The organism is Enterobacter nematophilus (assembly GCF_026344075.1).
GTDB lineage: Bacteria > Pseudomonadota > Gammaproteobacteria > Enterobacterales > Enterobacteriaceae > Enterobacter > Enterobacter nematophilus.
On sequence record NZ_JAPKNE010000002.1, the window covers coordinates 536,139 to 557,084 of the forward strand.

Annotated in this window: 20 protein-coding genes and 1 pseudogene; 12 read left to right on the forward strand and 9 right to left on the reverse strand. The window is 53.9% G+C overall.

Going from position 1 to position 20,946, the window contains the following annotated elements; all coding sequences use genetic code 11:
• Positions 1 to 13 precede the first annotated feature (13 nt).
• Positions 14 to 2,647 carry a PqiB family protein gene (locus OSH03_RS09210; protein WP_266178866.1) on the reverse strand — a complete coding sequence of 878 codons (2,634 nt, stop codon included), beginning with the start codon at positions 2,645 to 2,647 and terminating at the stop codon, positions 14 to 16.
• Positions 2,616 to 3,899 carry a membrane integrity lipid transport subunit YebS gene (gene yebS, locus OSH03_RS09215; protein WP_061097893.1) on the reverse strand — a complete coding sequence of 428 codons (1,284 nt, stop codon included), beginning with the start codon at positions 3,897 to 3,899 and terminating at the stop codon, positions 2,616 to 2,618. Before yebS ends, OSH03_RS09210 begins: the two co-directional genes overlap by 32 nt.
• Positions 3,900 to 4,031: 132 nt before the next feature.
• On the opposite strand from yebS, the gene OSH03_RS09220 reads away from it, so the two are divergent.
• From OSH03_RS09220 to htpX, 4 genes are all read left to right on the forward strand, one after another.
• Complete coding sequence (locus OSH03_RS09220) at positions 4,032 to 4,529, forward strand: GAF domain-containing protein (RefSeq protein ID WP_008500476.1); 498 nt, start codon at positions 4,032 to 4,034, stop codon at positions 4,527 to 4,529.
• Between the two features lie 96 nt (positions 4,530 to 4,625).
• Complete coding sequence (gene proQ, locus OSH03_RS09225) at positions 4,626 to 5,312, forward strand: RNA chaperone ProQ (protein WP_014884292.1); 687 nt, start codon at positions 4,626 to 4,628, stop codon at positions 5,310 to 5,312.
• A 19-nt stretch (positions 5,313 to 5,331) separates the two neighbouring features.
• Positions 5,332 to 7,380 carry a carboxy terminal-processing peptidase gene (gene prc / locus OSH03_RS09230; RefSeq protein ID WP_266178867.1) on the forward strand — a complete coding sequence of 683 codons (2,049 nt, stop codon included), beginning with the start codon at positions 5,332 to 5,334 and terminating at the stop codon, positions 7,378 to 7,380.
• A 193-nt stretch (positions 7,381 to 7,573) separates the two neighbouring features.
• On the forward strand, positions 7,574 to 8,461 hold the full coding sequence (gene htpX, locus OSH03_RS09235; protein WP_266178868.1) for a protease HtpX: 888 nt from the start codon (positions 7,574 to 7,576) through the stop codon (positions 8,459 to 8,461).
• 44 nt (positions 8,462 to 8,505) lie between these two features.
• Here htpX and OSH03_RS09240 read toward each other — a convergent pair whose 3' ends face one another.
• Positions 8,506 to 9,879 (reverse strand): MFS transporter, encoded by a 1,374-nt coding sequence (locus OSH03_RS09240; RefSeq protein WP_266178869.1) that lies wholly within the window; start codon positions 9,877 to 9,879, stop codon positions 8,506 to 8,508.
• A gap of 178 nt (positions 9,880 to 10,057) precedes the next feature.
• Here OSH03_RS09240 and kdgR point away from each other — a divergent pair, with 178 nt between their 5' ends.
• Positions 10,058 to 10,849, forward strand: a complete 792-nt coding sequence (gene kdgR / locus OSH03_RS09245; RefSeq protein ID WP_014884288.1) for a DNA-binding transcriptional regulator KdgR — start codon at positions 10,058 to 10,060, stop codon at positions 10,847 to 10,849.
• Positions 10,850 to 10,913: 64 nt separating this feature from the next.
• On the opposite strand, the gene OSH03_RS09250 is transcribed toward kdgR, so the two are convergent.
• Entirely contained in the window at positions 10,914 to 11,153 is a 240-nt protein-coding gene (locus OSH03_RS09250; RefSeq protein ID WP_041909477.1) for a YobH family protein, read from the reverse strand.
• 159 nt (positions 11,154 to 11,312) lie between these two features.
• On the opposite strand from OSH03_RS09250, the gene mgrB reads away from it, so the two are divergent.
• From mgrB to rlmA, 7 genes and pseudogenes are all read left to right on the forward strand, one after another.
• Positions 11,313 to 11,456, forward strand: coding sequence for a PhoP/PhoQ regulatory lipoprotein MgrB (gene mgrB, locus OSH03_RS09255; protein WP_006175995.1), 144 nt, complete (start codon positions 11,313 to 11,315; stop codon positions 11,454 to 11,456).
• Positions 11,457 to 11,530: 74 nt separating this feature from the next.
• Positions 11,531 to 11,821 carry a YebO family protein gene (locus tag OSH03_RS09260; protein ID WP_061097897.1) on the forward strand — a complete coding sequence of 97 codons (291 nt, stop codon included), beginning with the start codon at positions 11,531 to 11,533 and terminating at the stop codon, positions 11,819 to 11,821.
• Between the two features lie 23 nt (positions 11,822 to 11,844).
• Complete coding sequence (locus OSH03_RS09265; protein ID WP_266178870.1) at positions 11,845 to 12,834, forward strand: MBL fold metallo-hydrolase; 990 nt, start codon at positions 11,845 to 11,847, stop codon at positions 12,832 to 12,834.
• Positions 12,835 to 13,358: 524 nt separating this feature from the next.
• Positions 13,359 to 13,503, forward strand: a pseudogene (locus OSH03_RS09270) (DUF2627 domain-containing protein).
• Between the two features lie 13 nt (positions 13,504 to 13,516).
• Entirely contained in the window at positions 13,517 to 13,726 is a 210-nt protein-coding gene (gene cspE, locus OSH03_RS09275; RefSeq protein WP_001062678.1) for a transcription antiterminator/RNA stability regulator CspE, read from the forward strand.
• Positions 13,727 to 13,943: 217 nt separating this feature from the next.
• Positions 13,944 to 15,662 (forward strand): peptidoglycan glycosyltransferase FtsI, encoded by a 1,719-nt coding sequence (ftsI, locus tag OSH03_RS09280; RefSeq protein WP_266178871.1) that lies wholly within the window; start codon positions 13,944 to 13,946, stop codon positions 15,660 to 15,662.
• Between the two features lie 67 nt (positions 15,663 to 15,729).
• Positions 15,730 to 16,545, forward strand: coding sequence for a 23S rRNA (guanine(745)-N(1))-methyltransferase (gene rlmA, locus OSH03_RS09285; protein WP_266178872.1), 816 nt, complete (start codon positions 15,730 to 15,732; stop codon positions 16,543 to 16,545).
• Here rlmA and mntP read toward each other — a convergent pair.
• The 5 genes from mntP to manX form a co-directional block, all read right to left on the reverse strand.
• Positions 16,542 to 17,108 (reverse strand): manganese efflux pump MntP, encoded by a 567-nt coding sequence (gene mntP, locus OSH03_RS09290; RefSeq protein ID WP_266178873.1) that lies wholly within the window; start codon positions 17,106 to 17,108, stop codon positions 16,542 to 16,544. The two genes, rlmA and mntP, sit on opposite strands and share 4 nt — an antisense overlap.
• 399 nt (positions 17,109 to 17,507) lie before the next feature.
• Positions 17,508 to 17,966: a DUF986 family protein gene (locus tag OSH03_RS09295; protein WP_266178874.1), complete on the reverse strand. Its 459-nt coding sequence runs from the start codon at positions 17,964 to 17,966 to the stop codon at positions 17,508 to 17,510.
• A gap of 54 nt (positions 17,967 to 18,020) precedes the next feature.
• Positions 18,021 to 18,872, reverse strand: coding sequence for a PTS mannose transporter subunit IID (locus OSH03_RS09300; protein ID WP_006810994.1), 852 nt, complete (start codon positions 18,870 to 18,872; stop codon positions 18,021 to 18,023).
• A 12-nt stretch (positions 18,873 to 18,884) separates the two neighbouring features.
• On the reverse strand, positions 18,885 to 19,685 hold the full coding sequence (gene manY / locus OSH03_RS09305; RefSeq protein ID WP_003859914.1) for a PTS mannose transporter subunit IIC: 801 nt from the start codon (positions 19,683 to 19,685) through the stop codon (positions 18,885 to 18,887).
• A gap of 47 nt (positions 19,686 to 19,732) precedes the next feature.
• Complete coding sequence (manX, locus tag OSH03_RS09310) at positions 19,733 to 20,701, reverse strand: PTS mannose transporter subunit IIAB (protein WP_061097902.1); 969 nt, start codon at positions 20,699 to 20,701, stop codon at positions 19,733 to 19,735.
• Between the last annotated feature and the right edge of the window lie 245 nt (positions 20,702 to 20,946).

The following is a 20,946-nucleotide window of genomic DNA, read 5'->3' on the forward strand; positions in this document are numbered from 1 at the left end:
GGAGCCTGTCAGATTAACGCGGCAGGGCTGTTCCCCATTCGCGCCACTCTTTCGGTTCGCTTTCCAGCAGCAGGAAGTGTTTACCCGACTGCGCTTTCGGCGCCAGCGGCGTTCCCGGCGGGGTGGCAAACGCAATACCGCCGCGGATGAACTGGTTGAAGGTACCGGTTTTCACCACGCCACCCGTCAGGCCAAAGTCCAGCGAATAGCCGGACGCCAGCCAGAACACCGAGTTATTACGCACCAGGTGCTGGTAACGCTCGCTGATGCGTAACGCCACCATCACGCGGTCGGAGAGCGTGCCGAGCGTGAGGCCCGTTACCGTACCCACCTCAATGCCGCGGAACAGCACCGGCGTACCGATGCCAAGCGAGCCCGCTTCCGGCACTTCCACCACAATGCTCAGGCCGTCAAGATAGCGCGAGTCGGTGATGGTGGCTTCCTGCAGCTCGAAATCACGACGGGCTTTGCCCTGGCCGGGCTCGACGTTAATGTACGGCTGCAGAATGGTGTCAAGATGCTCAACGCCTGCGGCCGAAATCTGCGGCGTCACCACCGAGAAGCGGGAACCCGAGCGGGCGAAGGTCTGCACATATTCCGGATAAAGCACCGCGGTGGCCTGCACCTCGTTACGCGAGGTGATCAGCGTCAGCTTCTGGATCTGCCCGATATCAATGCCCAGGTAGCGGATTGGCATGCCTTCTGCCAGCTTGCCGGCATCGAACGCATGCAGGGTAATCTGCCCACCCACGGCACGCGCGGCGGTTTCGGACGGGAAGAGGATCCGTTTATCGCCTTTGCGCAAGTTCGCGCCCGCGCCGCTGAGGTTATCGAAGCTGATCGCCCCGCGCAGCGCGCGTGAGAGCGGGGAGGCCTGCACGGTCAGGCCGTTGCCGTTAAGCTGCACCTTCGCGCCGCCCTCGGCCCAGAAGACGCTGTTTGGCGTCAGCAGCTTGCGATACTCCGGTTTGATATGCAGTTCGATATCAAACGCGTCGGCACGCGGGCGAACGGCGATCACCTCCCCGACCTCAAACTTGCGGTAGAGCACCACGGAGCCCGCCTGAACGTCCGGCAGCGTCTCGGCGCTTAAGGTCAGGGTGGTGGTTGGCAGATCGCTCAGGCTGTTTTCAATCGCTTTGTCCAGGTTGGCGTAGAGCGGGTAGCTGTCGCGAACGGGGCCTTTATTGCCCGGCAAAATGCGAATGCCGCCGTTAACCCATTCGCTGGCGCTGGCGCCGAGGAACTCCACGCCGTCCAGGCCCACCTTCACGTCAACGCGGCTGTTCACCACGAACTTGCTGTCGCCATGGACGAGGTTGCTGTATTGCGGATCGATAGCCACCGAGAAGCTCACCCCATTTTCGGAGAGCGTTCGCTCCAGCACCTGACCCACCTGTACGCCGTGCAGAATTAGCGGCTGACCGGCCTCAATGCCGTAACTTTCAGGCGCATTCAGCGTAACCGTCACGACGCCCGGTTTTTGCAGCAGCGCTTTGTCCGCCGGGGCAATCACGAAGCTGTTGCTTGGCTTTCCTTCACCGGGGATCAGTTCAAAGGTATTTCCGGTCAGCAGCGCGCTGAGGCTGGCATCGTTCAGAGAGAGCTTCGGACTGCGCATCTCGATGCGCGTTTTCTCGCGCAGGAGATCGACCACGCTCGGATCGACCGTCATTTCGCCGGTCACCGAGCCGCCCGGGTTGAGCGTCATTTTGGTGAGCTGTCCGACCTGTAACCCCTGGTACATCAGCGGCGTTGAACCCGCTTTCAGCCCTTTGGCATCAGGCAGAACAAGCTTAACGATCACGCCACGCTGGCTGTGAGCCAGATCCGGGTATAAACCGAACGTGTCATCGGCCGTGGCAGGGCTTGAATTTTCCGGAGAGTCAAAGGCAATGGCTCCGTTCACCAGCGCGGCCAGGCTCTCAAGCTTCACTTTTGCGCCGCTCAGGCTGAGGTCGGCATCCACGCCGGAGACATTCCAGAAGCGGCTGCCTTTTTTCACAAGATTGGTGAAACGACGTTCGATCAGCACATCAATGGTTACGCCCTGTTTGTTTGGGTTGATGGTGTAATCGTACACGCGGCCAACCGGAATCTTGCGGAAGTAGACCAGAGAACCGCTGTTCAGCGAGCCCAAATCCGGTGCCTGAAGATGGATCATCAGATCGCCGTTATTGAGGCGGTATTTCGGCTGCGTATCCAGTGCGACAAAGTGATCCTGCGGTTCACCCTTGCCCGGCATCATGCCGATGTAGTTACCGCCAACCAGCGCATCCAGCCCGGACACGCCGGCCAGAGAGGCTTTCGGCGTTACCAGCCAGAACTGCGTTTCGCTGCGGAGGGCATCCTGCATGTCAGATTTAATACTGACCCGCACCTGAATCTTGTTGAGCCCTTTTCCAAGGGAGATGTCCTGAACCGTACCGACTTCTACCCCCTGAAAACGAACGGGGGTTCGCCCGGCGACGATGCCGTCGGCGGTCTGAAAATCAATGGTGACGGTACTGCCGCGATCTTCATAGCTCGTCCAGATAAGCCAGCCTGCAATCATCAGGGCGATGACGGGCAGCAACCAGAATGGCGAAATGCGGCGTTTAGTTTTAATTCTCGCTTCAGTCGGCGAAGCGGGGGTTTCCTGACTCATGTGCATCCCAAAGTAAGCGGCTATCCAGCCATTCCACAGCAAGAATAGTCAATATCACCGCAGAGCCGAAATAAAAAGCCGCGGGTCCCATAGTAAAAGCAAGAAGCTGGTCGCGATTGATCAGCGACATCATCAGCGAAATCACAAACAGATCCAGCATTGACCAGCGGCCAATCCAGGTGACGAATCGCAGAAGCAGAATACGGGTACGTAAACCTTGTTCACACTTAAAGTGAATGCTGACGAGCAGGGTAAACATCACTATCACTTTGGTAAAGGGAACCAGGATACTGGCAATAAAGACGATGGCCGCCACCCCAACGTTACTGTGCGCAAGGGAGATAATACCGGAAAGAATAGTATCTTCCTGACGGCCACCGTTCACGTAAATAATGGATATCGGCAGCATATTGGCCGGGATCAGAAACACCAGGGAGGCAATCAGCGCCGCCCAGCATTTTTGCAGGCTGTTGTTGCGTCGTAGCCTCAGCGGTATGTGGCAGCGCGGGCAGCGTCCACGCTTGTCGGGCAACCCGGTGTAATGGCATCCCAGACAGACGCGGAGGTTTTCATCCGGGCGGGTGGCAGGGCGCTGAGGGTAAAAACGCTCCCAAAGCTGCTCAACGTTCAGATGGATCAGCGTCAGGATGCTGAGCAATACCAGGCAGATAAAGGCAAAAAGGCCGACGCCCGGCTGCAGAAAGGCATAGTCCTGCACCTTGATTGACGCCACGCCTACGCCCACCAGATAGATATCCAGCATGATCCACTCTTTAAGCTTTTCCAGCATCAGCAATACCGGACGCAGGTTCATCCCCAGGATGTTACCAAACCAGAGGTAGGCAATGGCGGCAACCAGCACCAGCGGCGCGCCGACAACGCAGAACAGTACCATGGCGGCGGTGAGAGGATCGCCCTGGCTCGTCATCTGCCAGATACCCTGCAGCACGTTGGCGTCAATGCGCACACCAAGCAGGTAAAGCTTCAGCAGCGGTTCGGTCCAGGCGAAGGGCATCAGCAGCAGCATGGTAACGGCCATGGCGGCAAGGCGGGTTAATGACCAGTCGCGGCCGTCACGAATTTTAGCGTCGCAGCGGGGACAAAAGGCGCTTTGGTGCGATTTCATCTTCGGCAACATAAAAAGCGTATCGCACTGGGGGCAACGCTGATAATGTGCACGGGGCAAAGCTTCGCTTACCGTATGGACAGTTATCTTTTTTGTCGGCGTAATTTTGGTTGTTTTTAAGGCCATCAGCTGCGCGCAAATAAGTATTGTTGAACGTTATATTAACTCATGAACGGATTCATCTTGAGCATGAGCGCATTTATTGCTTATTTTAATAGGCTATGCGGTAATTTTGTAAGACAACTAAGTGATTGAATAATGAACAAAACAGAATTCTACGCGGATCTGAACCGCGATTTTAAGGCATTGATGGCGGGTGAAACCAGCTTCTTAGCCACTCTGGCAAATACTAGCGCATTGCTGTTCGAACGGCTATCCGATGTGAACTGGGCTGGCTTTTATCTTCTGGAAGGTGAAACGCTGGTGCTGGGGCCGTTTCAGGGCAAACTGGCCTGCGTGCGCATTCCGGTAGGGCGCGGCGTATGCGGTACCGCGGTGGCCGAGAATCAGGTTCAGCGCGTGGAAGATGTTCATGCGTTTGACGGGCATATCGCCTGTGATGCTGCCAGCAATTCAGAAATCGTTCTGCCGCTGGTGGTAAAAAATCAGATTATTGGCGTTCTGGATATCGACAGTACGGTCTTCAGTCGCTTTACAACCGAGGACGAACAGGGGCTACGCGAGCTGGTGGCGAATCTGGAAAACGTCCTCGCTGCAACCGATTATCAAAAATTCTTTGCGAGCGTCGCAGGATAATCAACGGATAACGTAGCATTTACTGATAGCGTCATTATAATGACGCCTGTTCATGCCTGCGCTTGTTGGCAACGTCCGTTGTAATCAGGAAATTTCATGGAAAATCAACCTAAGTTGAATAGCAGTAAAGAAGTTATCGCATTTCTGGCCGAGCGTTTCCCGCAGTGCTTCAGTGCGGAAGGCGAAGCTCGTCCCCTGAAAGTCGGTATTTTTCAGGATTTGGTGGCACGTGTTGAAGGGGAAATGAACCTCAGCAAAACTCAGCTGCGTTCTGCCTTACGTCTTTATACTTCGAGCTGGCGTTACCTGTACGGTATCAAACCGGGCGCGACCCGCGTGGATCTCGACGGCAACCCTTGCGGCGAGCTGGACGAGCAGCACGTTGAACACGCGCGTAAGCAGCTGGAAGAAGCCAAAGCGCGCGTTCAGGCACAACGTGCAGAACAGCAAGCGAAAAAACGCGAAGCCGCAGCGGCAAACGGCCAGGAAGAAGCGCCTCGTCGTGAGCGTAAACCACGCCCTGCGCCGCGTCGTCACGACAATAACGATCGCAAACCGCGTGCAGACAAACCAGCAGCGAAAGCCCCACGTGCGCCTCGTGAAGAGCCGCGTCATACTCCGGTTTCTGACATTAACGCCCTGAGCGTGGGTCAGGCTCTGAAAGTAAAAGCGGGCAACAACGCAATGGACGCCACCGTACTGGAAATCACCAAAGATGGCGTTCGTGTACAGCTGACTTCTGGTATGTCAATGATTGTACGCGCAGAACACTTGTTGTTCTGAAACGGAGGCCAAGCCTGGCATGAACACTTTTTTTAAGCTCACCGCGCTGGCGGGCCTGTTTGCCATAACAGGTCACGCTTTCGCAGTGGACGATATCACGCGTGTTGATCAAATTCCGGTACTCAAGGAAGAGACGCAGCACGCGACGGTAAGCGAGCGTGTAACCTCTCGCTTTACCCGCTCGCACTATCGTCAGTTCGATCTCGATCAGGCCTTTTCGGCCAAAATCTTTGACCGCTATTTGAACTTGCTGGATTACAGCCATAACGTTTTGCTCGCCAGCGATGTCGAGCAGTTCGCTAAGCGCAAATCCGAGGTGGGTGATGAGCTGCGGTCAGGCAAGCTGGATCTGTTCTACGATCTCTACAACCTGTCGCAAAAGCGCCGCTTTGAACGCTATCAGTACGCGCTGAAAGTGCTGGAACGTCCGATGGACTTCACCGGCACCGACACCTTTAATCTCGATCGCAGCAAAGCGCCCTGGCCGAAAGACGAAGCCGAGCTGAACGCGCTGTGGGATGGAAAGGTCAAATACGACGAGCTGAGCCTCAAGCTGACCGGCAAAGATGAAAAAGAGATCCGCGACACGCTGACGCGTCGTTACAAATTTGCCATTCGTCGTCTGGCGCAGACCAACAGTGAGGATGTCTTCTCACTGGCGATGACCGCCTTTGCGCACGAAATCGATCCGCACACCAACTATCTTTCTCCACGCAATACCGAACAGTTCAATACCGAGATGAGCCTGTCTCTGGAAGGTATTGGCGCGGTGCTGCAGATGGACGATGACTACACGGTGATCAACTCCATGGTCGCGGGCGGCCCGGCGTCCAAAAGCAAAGCGATAAGCGTAGGCGATCGCATTGTGGGTGTAGGACAAACCGGTCAGGGCATGGTTGACGTCATTGGCTGGCGTCTGGACGATGTGGTTGCGCTGATCAAAGGTCCGAAAGGCAGCAAAGTTCGTCTGGAAATTCTGCCTGCCGGTAAAGGCACCAAAACCCGTATCGTGACCCTGACCCGCGAGCGTATCCGTCTGGAAGACCGCGCGGTGAAAATGTCGGTGAAAACCGTGGGTAAAGAGAAGGTGGGTGTCCTGGATATCCCTGGCTTCTACGTGGGGCTGACAGACGATGTAAAAGTTCAGCTGCAGAAACTTGAGAAGCAGAACGTGAGCAGCGTCATCATCGACCTGCGCACGAACGGTGGCGGTGCGCTGACCGAAGCGGTGTCGCTCTCAGGCCTGTTTATCCCGTCTGGCCCGGTTGTACAGGTGCGTGATAACAACGGTAAAGTTCGTGAAGATGCTGATAACGACGGCGTGGTCTATTACAAAGGCCCGCTGGTGGTCCTGGTTGACCGCTTCAGCGCGTCCGCATCTGAAATCTTTGCCGCTGCAATGCAGGACTATGGCCGCGCGCTGATCGTGGGTGAACCCACCTTTGGTAAAGGTACCGTTCAGCAGTATCGCTCGCTGAACCGTATTTACGATCAGATGCTGCGTCCGGAATGGCCTGCGCTGGGCTCTGTTCAGTACACCATTCAGAAGTTCTACCGCGTTAACGGCGGCAGTACGCAGCGTAAAGGCGTAACGCCGGATATCATGATGCCGACCGGCACGGAAGAGACCGAAACCGGCGAGAAGTTTGAAGATAACGCGTTGCCGTGGGACAGCATCAATGCTGCGACCTTCGTGAAGGCGGGTGATATGACGCAGTTTGGCCCTGAGCTGCTGAAGGCGCATAATGAACGCATCGCGAAAGATCCGGAATTCCAGTACATCATGAAGGACATTGCGCGTTTCAACGCCCTGAAGGATAAGCGGAATATTGTTTCTCTGAACTACGCTCAGCGTGAAAAAGAGAACAACGAGGATGATGCAACGCGTCTGGCGCGTATCAACGATCGCTTCAAGCGAGAAGGTAAGCCTCTGCTCAAGAAACTGGACGATCTGCCAAAAGATTACCAGGAGCCGGATCCGTACCTGGACGAGACGGTGCATATCGCGCTCGACCTGGCGAATCTGGAAAAAGAGAAGCCTGCCGTGCAGCCCGCTTCGGCAAAATAATCTCCCAACAGGCACAAGAAATTGTGCCTGTTTCTTTTTGTTCTGCATCCTTCCGTCAGGCTGATTTCCAATTGTGTAAAGTTGTGTCTTTCTGGTGACTTACGCCTACCGGATGCTTGAAAATAGCCGTAATACCCATACGATGTGGGTAATCGCATAGTGCGTTTTGTTAAACTGAGGTTAAAAGAAAATTATGATGCGAATCGCGCTCTTCCTGCTCACCAACCTGGCGGTGATGGTGGTTTTCGGGCTCGTGCTAAGCCTGACGGGAATTCAGTCGAGCAGCGTTCAGGGTCTGTTGATTATGGCGCTGCTGTTTGGTTTTGGTGGCTCTTTTATTTCCCTGCTGATGTCAAAGTGGATGGCGTTGAAATCCGTAGGCGGTGAGGTAATTGAACAGCCGCGTAACGATATGGAACAGTGGCTGATGAATACGGTGGCGCAGCAGTCTAAGCAGGCAGGCATCGCCATGCCGCAGGTTGCTATTTATCATGCCCCGGATATTAACGCGTTTGCTACGGGTGCCCGTCGTGATGCGTCGCTGGTTGCCGTGAGCACCGGATTATTGCAGAACATGAGCCGCGACGAAGCCGAAGCGGTTATCGCGCACGAAATCAGCCATATTGCCAACGGTGACATGGTGACCATGACCCTGATCCAGGGCGTGGTGAACACCTTCGTTATCTTTATCTCCCGTATTCTGGCGCAGATTGCGGCTGGCTTCATGGGCGGCAACCGTGATGAAGGTGAAGAGAGCAACGGTAACCCGCTGATCTACTTCGCCGTATCGATGGTGCTGGAACTGGTGTTCGGTATCCTGGCGAGCATTATCACCATGTGGTTCTCTCGTCACCGTGAGTTCCACGCGGATGCCGGCTCTGCGAAGCTGGTGGGTCGTGAGAAGATGATTGCAGCCCTGCAGCGTCTGAAAACCAGCTACGAGCCGCAGGAAGCGAACAGCATGATGGCCTTCTGCATCAACGGCAAATCAAAGTCGCTGAGCGAGCTGTTTATGTCTCACCCGCCGCTGGATAAACGTATTGAAGCGCTGCGCAGTGGGGAATATCTGAAGTTACGCTAAGTGCTTAAACAAGCCGGGCTGGAGAAGACTCCGCCCGGCTTTTTTTATGCCTGAACGTCGGGTTGGGTTACGCGCAATCCGCTGACGATGGCCGCCAGGGTGGCAAGAACGCCTGCGGTGAGAAGCGCAACGTGGTTGCCGTTTTGCCCGGCAAGGTTAAACATCAGGGCAACCAGCGCCGCCCCGGTGCTTTGCCCCAGCAGACGCGCGGTCCCCAGCATGCCGCTGGCACCTCCACTGCGGCGGCGCGGTGCCGCGGTAATAATGGTGTGGTTGTTGGGGGACTGAAAAAGGCCAAACCCGGCACCGCACAGGATCATGCGCCAGATGATATCCAGATCGGTTGGAGATGACGGAAGCAGCGCCAGCGCGAAAAGACCTGTAGCCATCACTGCCAGCCCCACCGCACCTAACAAACCGGCATGTACACGTTCTATTAAATAACCGGCAAGCGGTGCCATCACCATCGTCGCCAGCGGCCAGGGGGTTAACAACAGCCCGGTCTCCACTTCGGAACGTCCTATCACGCTTTGCAGAAAGAAGGGCAGTGAAACCAGAGCCAGCATCTGGGCGCAGAATGAGCAGACGGAGGTGCAGATGGAGAGCGAAAAGAGGGGAATTCGCAGCAGATCGACCGGCAGTAAGGGCACCGGCAGGGCAAGCTGGCGGCGAACAAAGAAGAAGCCGATCGCCAGCAGGGCGACAAGCTCCACGGCGGTAAGCATCAGGGATTGACCCTGCGCAAAACCGCTCAGGGCGGTAATCAGCAGACCAAAGGTGAGCGCATTCATCACCGCGCTTGCCACGTCAAAGCGCGGCATGCTGCTTTTCGGGCCGTTAGCGGGCAGAAAACGCAGGGCAAAGAAGATAGCCACGATACCCAGCGGCACGTTTATGGCGAACAGCCACTGCCAGGAGGCGACAGAAAGTATGGCTGCTGCAATGGTTGGCCCGGCGGCAGATGAGACCGCGACAATAAACGAGTTTATCCCCATGCCTCGCCCCAGATGACGCTGCGGATAGATCAGGCGGATTAGCGCCGTATTGACGCTCATCAGCGCCGCGCCGCCAAAACCTTGCGCGATGCGCGCCAGCGTCAGCGTATGCAGAGAGTCCGAAAGGGCGCACAGCAGCGATGTGAAGGTAAATACCACCAGCCCGCACTGATATACCCGACGGTAGCCGAACATATCGCCCAGAAAAGAGAAGGAGAGCAGGGAAACCACAATCGCAATCTGATAGGCGTTAACAATCCATATCGAACTGGCCGGGGAAGCATGCAGATCGGTGGCAATGGTGGGAAGGGCAACGTTCGCAATCGCGCCGTCAAGGACGGCCATTGAGATACCAATAATAATCGTAGCGATAGCGCCATACCGCTGGGGCAAAGGCAGTCCATCGGAAAGGTTCTTTTCCATCGGGGATAAATAGCTCAGAGTGAAATTATTCTCAGGGTAACTATTTTAGCATCGTTAACACCGTTTTATGTCGCAGATTTGTAACGAAGTAAACGCGGATTGATTGCAGGTAACATGACGGGAATTTATAATAAAAACCGGTTCTGATTTTTATAAAACACTCTCTATGAGGTGGTAAATGGCAATTGCGGATTTGGATAAACAGCCAGATTCTGTTTCTTCCGTGCTGAAGGTGTTTGGCATCTTACAGGCGCTCGGGGAAGAGCGTGAAATTGGTATCACAGAGTTGTCACAGCGCGTGATGATGTCAAAAAGCACCGTTTACCGCTTTTTGCAAACCATGAAATCACTGGGTTACGTTGCACAGGAAGGCGAATCTGAAAAATATTCTCTGACGCTGAAACTGTTTGAACTGGGTGCCCGGGCATTGCAAAACGTGGATCTGATCCGTAGCGCGGATATTCAGATGCGTGAGATCTCCCGCCTGACCAAAGAGACTATCCACCTGGGTGCGCTGGATGAAGACAGCATTGTTTACATCCATAAAATTGACTCCATGTATAACCTGCGTATGTATTCTCGCATTGGTCGTCGCAACCCGCTTTACAGCACGGCCATTGGTAAGGTTCTGCTGGCGTGGCGAGATCGTGAAGAAGTTAAACAGATCCTCGATGGCGTAGAGTACAAACGCAGCACTGAACGGACCATTACTAACACCGATGAGTTATTAACGGTGCTCGACAAGGTGCGTGAACAAGGGTACGGCGAAGATAACGAAGAGCAGGAAGAAGGGCTGCGCTGTATTGGCGTTCCGGTGTTTGACCGCTTTGGCGTCGTAATCGCGGGGTTGAGCATCTCTTTCCCCACGCTTCGCTTCTCGGAAGAGCGCCTGCACGAGTACGTGGCTATTCTGCATACCGCCGCGCGTAAGATTTCTGAACAGATGGGTTACCACGACTATCCGTTTTAACCCAGGCTAACATAAAAAACGCCGCATCTTTGCGGCGTTTTTTATTCGTCGTTAACGCTGTGGCTTAGCCATTATCAATCACGACGGAGGTCTTACGCAGTACCGGGCAGTTGGTTAACCCAATGATCCCGCTATCCGAATGGAGATACTGCGCCGTGCTGACTCCCTGTGCTGTTAAATACTTACATTGAATGCCTAACCCTGCGGCGTTTTCGGTGCTTCCCACCAGCACGCCATAACCCGTTAAAAGCAGGCCAATCCAGAGTATCGCCAGTGCAACAATTGTACGAATAATTAAGCGCATTATTACCTCTTTATCGTTGTTATCATGACGATAGCCTAAACGGTTTACGTAATGAAACAAGTGCAGGATTCTGAAAAGAGCCTGATGGCGCTACAGTTAGTCCTTGTTTAAGATAACCGTGATAACCTGGTCATATCAGGTCTTTAAACGGAGTGTGGAGTGAAAAAAATACGCTGGGTGATTCTGATTATCGTGCTGATAGCGTGCGTGGTGTTGTGGACGCAGACTATCAACGTGATGTGCGATCAGGATGTACAGTTTTTTAGCGGCGTTTGCGCAATCAATAAGTTTATTCCGTGGTAGCACGCATTTTTTCTTCAGGTGATTTCCTTCCTTCGCGCCAGTGGTAAAATAGACGTTTTTATTGAGGTGGTGAAATGGGTGAGTTACTGAATTCAGGGCTGCTAAATATGGCATCCCTGACGATCTCTTTGGTTGTTCTGCTGGTGGGGCTGGTCATTTGGTTTTTCGTAAACCGTGCCAGTTCACGTACCAACGAGCAGATCGAACTGCTGGAAGCGCTGCTTGAGCAGCAAAAGCGACAGAATGCGCTGTTGCGTCGTCTGTGCGAGGCTAACGAGCCGGAAGAGAAAGAAGTATCAAAAGAAGCGGTCGCTGAAGAGAACAACGATCAAGACGATTTTATTCGCCTGGTGGCTGAACGCTAATCGTATGATTCCGGGAGGTGGCTGTGGTCTGGAAAAATCCCTGGTATGACCCCTCCCTGCAGCATCACACCCCAAACGGTTTTCGTAATACCACTTCTGCAGGACACCAGCCTGGCGATCTTGACCGCTGGCGCAAAGAGCGTAAAGAAGCCGGCTTACCGAAGCCGCCTGCCCTCGGCTACGATGACTTTATACGGCAGTGGTGGCAACCGGCCGATCTTCAGCAACCGCAGGAGGATGGGGCGTGGTGGCTCGGACATGCGAGCATACTGCTGCAGCTGGACGGCAATATCCTTCTTACCGATCCCGTTTTTTCACGGCGCGCTTCTCCGCTCCCTTTCTTAGGGCCGCAGCGTAGAACGCCTCCGGCACTCTCTGTCGATCAACTGCACCAGCTTGACGCGGTCGTTATCTCGCATAACCATTACGATCATCTTGATGAATTCACCGTTCGCCATATTCTCAAACGCTTTCCCGACGTCAGCGTGTTTGTTCCTTTAGGCCTGGGCGGCTGGTTTCGTCGCCGGGGCGCAAAACAGGTGGTTGAGCTCGACTGGTGGCAGAGTTTTACCTGGCAGGGGATGACATTAACCGCCGTACCGGCGCAGCACTGGAGTATGCGCACGCTCTGGAACCGCAATCGTTCATTATGGTGCGGCTGGGTCTTTGAAAGGCGGCATCACCGGTTCTGGTTTAGTGGCGATACCGGCTATTCGCCCGAGCTGCTGTTGATACCGGAACGTCTGGGGAAAATTGATGCTGCAGCATTGCCCGTTGGCGCCTATGCTCCGCGATGGTTTATGGCCGTACACCATATGGATCCTCAGTCTGCCGTTGCGCTGTGGCAGCAGTTAGGTTGCCCTCTGGCATTCCCTGTTCACTGGGGCGTGTTTGAGCTGGCGGATGAAGCGCTGGATGACCCCATAAAAGAATTAACTGACGCGCTGGACAGTGTAGCACCAGTTAATAATTCTTTCAGGATACTGAAAATTGGCGAATATTTACCCTTATAAACGAAGCGACAAATTGTTGCATATATTGTGTATGTATTCGGTGCCTGGAAAGTTTTATTTTTATCGAAACGTTTTGCTTGCCTTGTTTTGATGCAGAGTCATAAAAATTTCATTATTTTGGTGCATAACACTGTTTATTACCTGATGCATTTTAATACAAAAGGGTGCGGATTATTAACATCGCTTTTGGCTGAAACAATACGGTCACGTTACAATGATTTAAGCATAAGTTTTCACAATTTGTTCTAACTCAATCAACGCCGAAGATTTCTTTTCCCGTCTGCTGGACGCATTGTAATGATTGAGCTATGTTAAAAAAGTCTTAGATTACAGCGGCTGCGCAAGCAGCGTTGAGTCTGTGTAAGGGAGTATAGCCGTCTGTTTGTGAAGCGCATAATTGTGCAAATCCTTACAGACAGTGTTCGAATTTGTGCGGCGGATCGAGACATGTTTAAAAATGGCTTGCCATATTAAACATAGTGTGTGATAACACGTTTTGGGTCAAACGAGGTACAGTTCTGTTTATGTGTGGCATTTTCAGTAAAGAAGTCCTGAGTAAACACGTTGTCGTTGAATACCGCTTCTCTGCCGAACCTTATATTAGTGCCTCATGCAGTAATGTCTCAGTTTTATCTCAGTTAATGCCTGCGGGCTAAGAAAACACTCTAAGGAATTTTGCAAAATGGCAAAGATTAAAGGTCAAGTTAAGTGGTTCAACGAGTCTAAAGGTTTTGGTTTCATTACTCCTGCTGACGGCAGCAAAGACGTGTTCGTACACTTCTCTGCAATCCAGGGTAACGGCTTCAAAACTCTGGCTGAAGGCCAGAACGTTGAGTTCGAAATTCAGGACGGCCAGAAAGGCCCAGCTGCAGTTAACGTAACTGCTATCTGATCGAACCGCTGCTGACTGGGGCGCACAGCGCTTCACTCTCAGACATAAAGCCTCGCATCATGCGGGGCTTTTTTATTCCCTATCTTTCAAAATATTACTATCTCCCGTCTTGTTAGCAACTTGTTGCAAAGCTGCGAGGTTAGTATCACAGTTTCGCCTCCCAAAACGCATCTTTTCTCGTTAAATCAGAGCGTTGTTTAACAGTCCTGGGGTTCAGGTGAAGAAGAAATTGATATTAACCGCTGGCAATTTCACGCCGGCGCGTTTTGCGCTGCTCTGTTTCGCTATTTTCTGCAGTCTGGCTTTTTTACTTGGCCGCGTTGCCTGGCTACAAATCATCAAACCTGACAATCTGGTAAAGCAGGAAGATATGCGATCCCTCCGTCAGCTGGCGATTGATGCGCCGCGTGGGATGATTATGGATCGTGAAGGGAGACCTCTGGCGGTCAGCGTGCCCGTCCGGGCCGTATGGGCCGATCCTAAAACGGTGCTGGCAAAAGGGGGCGTTGGTTTTGATGAACGCTGGCAGGCCCTGGCGAGCGCGCTGCATCTTTCGTTGAGCGCCCTTTCATCACGGATTAACGCCAACCCCCAGGGCCGCTTCATCTACCTGGCGCGTCAGGTCGATCCTGCTCAGGCGAAGTGGATTGATAAGCTTAATCTGCCGGGGATTAATTTACGCGATGAATCCCGCCGTTTTTACCCGGCAGGCCACGTGGCGGCGAACCTGATTGGCTTTACCAATATTGACGGGCAGGGCATTGAAGGGGTGGAGAAAAGCTTCAATGCGCAGCTAACGGGTAAAGCGGGTATTCGACAGGTCAGAGAGGATCGCTATGGTCGCGTGGTTGAAAACCTGACGGAAGTGGCGCCCACGCCGGCGCATAACATCCAGTTGAGTATTGACGAGCGTCTGCAAACCATTACCGAGGATGCGCTCGATAATGCCGTGGCCTGGAACAAGGCCGAGTCAGGAGCATCGGTGTTAATTAATATCCCCACCGGGGAAATACTCGCTATGGCGAGCTATCCGGACTTCAACCCCAATAACCGGGAAGGTGCGACGATAAATGATTTTCGCAACCGGGCAATCAGCGATACGTTCGAGCCCGGTTCGACCGTCAAGCCGCTGGTGCTGATGACGGCCCTGCAGCAGGGTCTGGTCCAGCCGGACAGCGTCATTGATACCCACCCGTATACCCTTGACGGGCATCGTATCCGCGACGTGGGTTATTATCCTGAACTGACCATGACCGGGATCCTGCAAAAATCGAGCGACACCGGCGTATCCCGGCTCTCGCTGGCGATGCCTGTCCAGCATCTTATTGATACTTATCGAAACTTTGGGTTTGGCACCAACACGGGGCTGGGCTTGACGGGCGAAAGCGCCGGGCTGTTGCCACAGCGTAAATACTGGAGCCAGCTTGACCGTGCGACCTTTGCCTTTGGCTACGGCCTTATGGTCACGCCGCTTCAGCTGGCTCACGTCTACGCGACGATTGGCGGCTTCGGGCTTGAGCGCCCACTCTCCATCACCCGCATCGATCCCCCCGTTATCGGCCGCCGCGTCATGCCGGAGGAGATCGCCCATGAAGTGGAGCATATGATGGAGAGCGTCGCGCTGCCCGGCGGCGGTGGCGTTAAGGCCGCCGTTCGCGATTATCGCGTGGCGGTGAAGACCGGGACGGCGAAGAAAATTGATGATAGCGGCAAATATGTCGATAAATACGTCGCCTATACCGCGGGCGTTGCGCCTGCCAGCGACCCGCGTTTCGCCCTGGTGGTGGTGATTAACGATCCTCAAAACGGGGCCTACTATGGCGGGGCGGTTTCCGCGCCGGTCTTCAGCGAAATCATGGGCAACGTGCTGCGCCTGGAGAATATTAAACCCGATGGCCTGCCTGCCGGTTCTGACCACCTTATCGTCATGCGGTGATCCAGCCGTTTTATAGCGGGGCAAATAGCGGTACACTTCGCCCTTTGGTTTATGTTCCGGAGTTGTCATGTCCTTCAGCTGTCCCCTTTGCCACGCGCCCCTGATGCGCTCAGATAAAAGTTATGCCTGTCCGAAGGGACATCAGTTTGATATGGCGAAAGAAGGGTATGTGAATCTTCTTCCGGTGCAGCACAAGCGCTCCCGCGATCCGGGCGATAGCGCAGAGATGATGCAGGCGCGCAGGGCGTTTCTCGATGCCGGGCACTATCTGCCGCTGCGGGAGACGGTGGCGCAGATGCTGGGTGACATGCTGCCTGACTCCGCGTCCGCCATGCTTGATATCGGCTGCGGGGAAGGGTACTACACCGCACGGTTTGCGGATGTGGTGCGTGAGAAGGGGGGAGTGACATTCGGTCTCGACGTGTCGAAAGTGGCGATCCGCGCGGCGGCTAAACGTTACGCTGGCGTGACGTTCTGCGTGGCATCCAGCCACCGGCTGCCGTTTGAGGATGCCAGTATGGACGCCGTTATCCGCATCTACGCGCCGTGTAAAGCAGACGAGCTGGCGCGCGTGGTGAAGCCCGGAGGCTGGGTGATAACCGTCACGCCGGGCCCACGTCACCTGATGGAGCTGAAAGGGCTCATTTACGACGAGGTGCGCCTGCATGCCCCACACTCCGAACAGCTGACAGGCTTTACTCTGAAGCAGGAGCGCTCGGTGGCGTATGAAATGAATTTGAACGGGGAAGAAGCGGTAGCCCTGCTGCAGATGACGCCGTTCGCGTGGCGGGCAAAGCCGGAAGTCTGGGATGCGCTAGCGGCGCGAACGACGTTTGGCTGCCAGACGGATTTCAGTATTCACGTCTGGCAGCGCGACGCTTAAGGCGCGAAGTGTGCCCAGAGGATCTGGGCACCAATGCCGATCAGCACAATACCGCCTAAGATCTCGGCGCGTTTACCCAGCAGCGGGCCGATAAACCGCCCGACCATCATGCCCAGCGTGGACATAATCAGCGTTGCACAGCCAATAGCCAGCGCGGTAGCGATAATGTTGACCTGCAGAAACGCCAGGCCCACCCCGACGGCCATGGCGTCCAGGCTGGTGGCGATTGCCGTAGTGACCAGCAGCCAGAAGCCGTGGCGTTGCAGCGGCGCTTCATCTTCATCATCATTCCCGCGAAAACCTTCAATCACCATTCGGCCACCGAGAAACACCAGCAGGACGAAGGCAATCCAGTGGTTCCACTCCAGCACGAACTGGCTGGCGAGCATGCCTAAACCCCAGCCGATGAGCGGCGTCAGCGTTTCGATGGCACCAAAGATCAGACCGGTGCGCAGAGCTTCTGAGAATTTAGGTTTGTGGAGCGTGGCGCCTTTGCCGATGGAAGCCGCAAATGCGTCCATGGACATGCCAAAAGCGAGAAGGATCGTAGCGGAGATGTTCATAAGAGCGTCCAGACCGGGGATATCCATATGACACATCACTGCCCCCAGTAAACAGCAGTTGATGTATCTATGGTCTCGCCTGATCCCTTTTGCACAATATGCGTGCTGAAAGCGATCCGTACGCGCCACGTTTTTCAACGAGTATGTTGACACGTACATTTCCTGCGTGCAGGAAATCGGCTACTCCCCAACGACGGGCGCAACCTTAACATATTTTGAGAATATAAAACAACAACGAGAAAGGCTTAATTTATTCGCTTTTTTGATAACGATTTTCATTTAGGTTTATGCGTGAAAATATCGTTAATAAATATAAGTGAAAGAGGAGGGGAGATATAGCAATGGCTATATTCTTTGTGAAAGAATATCACAATATATAGCCGAGGTTATAATAATAACTCATTGAGTTTTAACGAGTAATTTGTAAATTTTCTCAAGGTCATCAATATTTTTGACCCGGATGAGCAGGCGGCGTTGTTCTAATTGCATCACTAACACGCCGTCTTCGGATAAATTCATCTCTTTAATGCGGTTATATTCTATCCATACGTTGGCGAAGAAGAATCCGTGTTTTTTAAAAATGAGTTTTGGCGAGCGGATCCAGAACAGGTAAACCGCCATTAATGCCAGCGCACATAATAACCATGTGGTTAATATTGCACCGTGGCTGGTCACGTTATTGTAAATCAGAATGACCACCAGGCCGGCGAAGATAAACGCATCAATGCGTCCTCGGCGCAAGAGGGGAAGGGTCAGCAGCGTCTCGCCGTGGCGGCGAGGCATAATGAACTCGTCGTAGATGGCATAAGCCAGAAGGGCAACAATAAACAAAACCAGTACGATGTCCGTAACAGTCATTCATCCTCCAGATAAAAAGACCGGGGGCAAGCCCCCGGTCGATAACGCAAAGTCTTACAGGCCCAGCAGGCCGACAGCGTAACCCGCGATACCGATGACGAAGAAGCCAACGATGATCCACAGCGGGTTCACTTTCTTACGCAGCAGCCACATACAGGCGAAGGTCAACAGCAGCGGCACCAGGCCAGGCATCAGCTGGTCCAGAATCGTCTGCACGGTGGTGACGCGGGTCTGACCATCCTGACCGGTGATGGTCGAAACCACCAGCGGGATGTTCACGTGCGTCCACTTGTTAACCAGCGCCCCCATCACAAACAGGCCGAGAATTGACGCCCCCTCGGTCAGTTTCTGCAGGAAGCCGCCGCCCATATCCTTAACGATGTCCACGCCCTTACGGTAGCCGTAGGCCACGCCGTAGTAACGGGTCAGCAGACGCACCGCGTTGAACAGGATAAAGAACAGCAGAGGCCCGAGCAGGCTGCCGCTCATCGCGATCCCGGCACCCAGGGCCGCGAAGACCGGACGAACGGTACCCCAGAAGATAGGGTCGCCCACGCCGGCCAGCGGACCCATCAGACCGACTTTGATACCGTTGATAGCACCATCGTCAATCTCCGCGCCGTTCGCACGCTGCTCTTCCATCGCCAGCGTCACGCCCAGAACTGGAGCCGCAACGTAAGGATGGGTGTTGAAGAATTCCAGGTGACGCTTAATCGCCTGACGGCGCGCTTCGTTGTTTTCCGGATACAGGCGTTTGATCGCCGGTACCATGGAGAAGCAGAAGCCCAGCGCCTGCATACGTTCGAAGTTCCATGAACCCTGAAACAGGTTAGAACGGATGAACACGCCACGAATATCACCCGGAGTGAGTTTTTTCTCGGTGGTAGTTTTTGTCATATCAACCATTTCGCTCACCTGTTAGTCCAGTTCGTTATCGAGATCGTTGTTACCAGCAGCCTGCGCTGGGGCACCCGCAACGCGGTTGTATTTCGGGCTGAGCTGGATGTAGAGAATCGCCATCACGGCACCAATCACGCCCAGAGCAACCAGGTTGAAGTTGGTGAATGCAGCGGTGACGAAGCCGAGGTAGAAGAACGGCATCAGGTAGCCTGCGCGCATCATGTTGATGACCATCGCGTAACCCACCACGACGATCATACCGCCCGCGATGTTCAGACCGCTGGTGACCACTTCAGGGATCGCGTTCAGCATGCCCTGAACTTCACTGGTGCCGACAGAGATCGCAACGATAACCGCCGGGATTGCGATACGCATCGCCTGCAGGAACAGGGACGACACGTGGATCCAGGAGAGCGCCGTGAGGTTGCCGTTTTCGGCCGCCTTATCCGCCGCGTGCTGGAAGGCCACGGTGATAGTACGAACGATGATGGTCAGCACCTGGCCTGCTGCGGCCAGAGGAATGGCCAGGGCGATACCTGCACCGATACTCTGATGACCGGCAATAACCAGAACGGTTGAGATGATAGAGGCCAGTGCGGCATCTGGCGCAACGGCTGCACCGATGTTCATCCAGCCCAGGGCGATCATTTCCAGCGTACCCCCGATGATGATACCGGTTTTCATATCACCCAGAACGGCACCAATCAACGTACAGGCCACCAGAGGGCGGTGGAACTGAAATTCATCAAGTACGGATTCCATACCCGCAATACACGCGACGATGAACACCAGCACAATCTGAAGAGTGGTAATCTCCATTGTACTTCTCCTATAACATAAGCTTTATGTGAAAAACCGGCGCGGGCTTATTTCCCAACTTTACCGATCAAATCCATCATTTTCAGTTTCTGGTCAGTGGAAACCTTACGGGCTTCCAGCTCAATACCGCGGGCATTCAGCTTGTTGAACGCCTCGATATCTTTTGCATCGACTGAAATCGCGTTGTTGACCTGCGTTTTGCCCTGACGGAAAGCCATACCGCCGATGTTCACGGAGGTGATTTTCACGCCGCCTTCAACAATGCGCTCGACGTCTGTCGGGTTCGTAAACAGGAGCATCACGCGTTCACCCGCATATTTCGGGTTGTTGTAAACGCGGATCATCTTGGCGACATCCACCACGTGCGCGGTAACGCCCGGTGGTGCAACCTGAGTCAGAAGGGTTTTACGGACGGTATCAGCGGCAACTTCGTCGCTGACCACGATGATGCGTTGTACGTTGGTCTCTTTGGTCCAGCGTGTCGCAACCTGTCCGTGAATCAGACGGTCATCAATACGCGCCAGACCGATGACCATGTAATCGTTCGGTCCCATCGGTTTTGCCGGTGCCGCTGCTTTCGGTGCCGCCGCAGCCGGGGCAGGGGCGGGTTTTTCAACCGGCTGAGCCTTCAGGGCTTTCACCCCTTCGCGACCGGTTTCAACGGCCAGCGCGACCAGCTCATCGAAGCTCGGGTTGTCGTCGCGCGCCATAAAGGTTTCCACCAGCATAGGAATGTTAACCCCGGCGACGACTTCATAATGCTCTTTATCGACGACAATACGGCTGGCAGCATTAAACGGACTGCCGCCCCATGTATCGACGAGAAACAGCACGCCTTTGCTGGTATCCAGCTTCGCGAGTTGAGCGTTGTACTTCTCAATCAGCGTCTCGGCATTTTCACCGGGAACGAAATCGATCCAGCCGACGTTTTCCTGCTCGCCCAACAGCATCTCTGCCGTTTTGAGTAGCTGCTCAGCAGCCCAACCATGTGTGCCTATGACAATAGCAATGGTCACTTGCTACCTCCTTTTATTATCATTAATACGCCTGCCGGACAGACGTACTGAGAATCGTATTGGCGAACCGAATCGATTCAGATAAGGGTTAGAGTTAAAAAACTAAGACTTCCGCGAATTATTTTAGACAGTGAAAAAATAATTTATGTGATGAAGATCCGTAATTTAGCTTTCCCGATCGAGAAAATTCTCAACACAAATTTAGTCTTATTACGTTTTTGCAAATGAACGTAAATCTTTGCTTA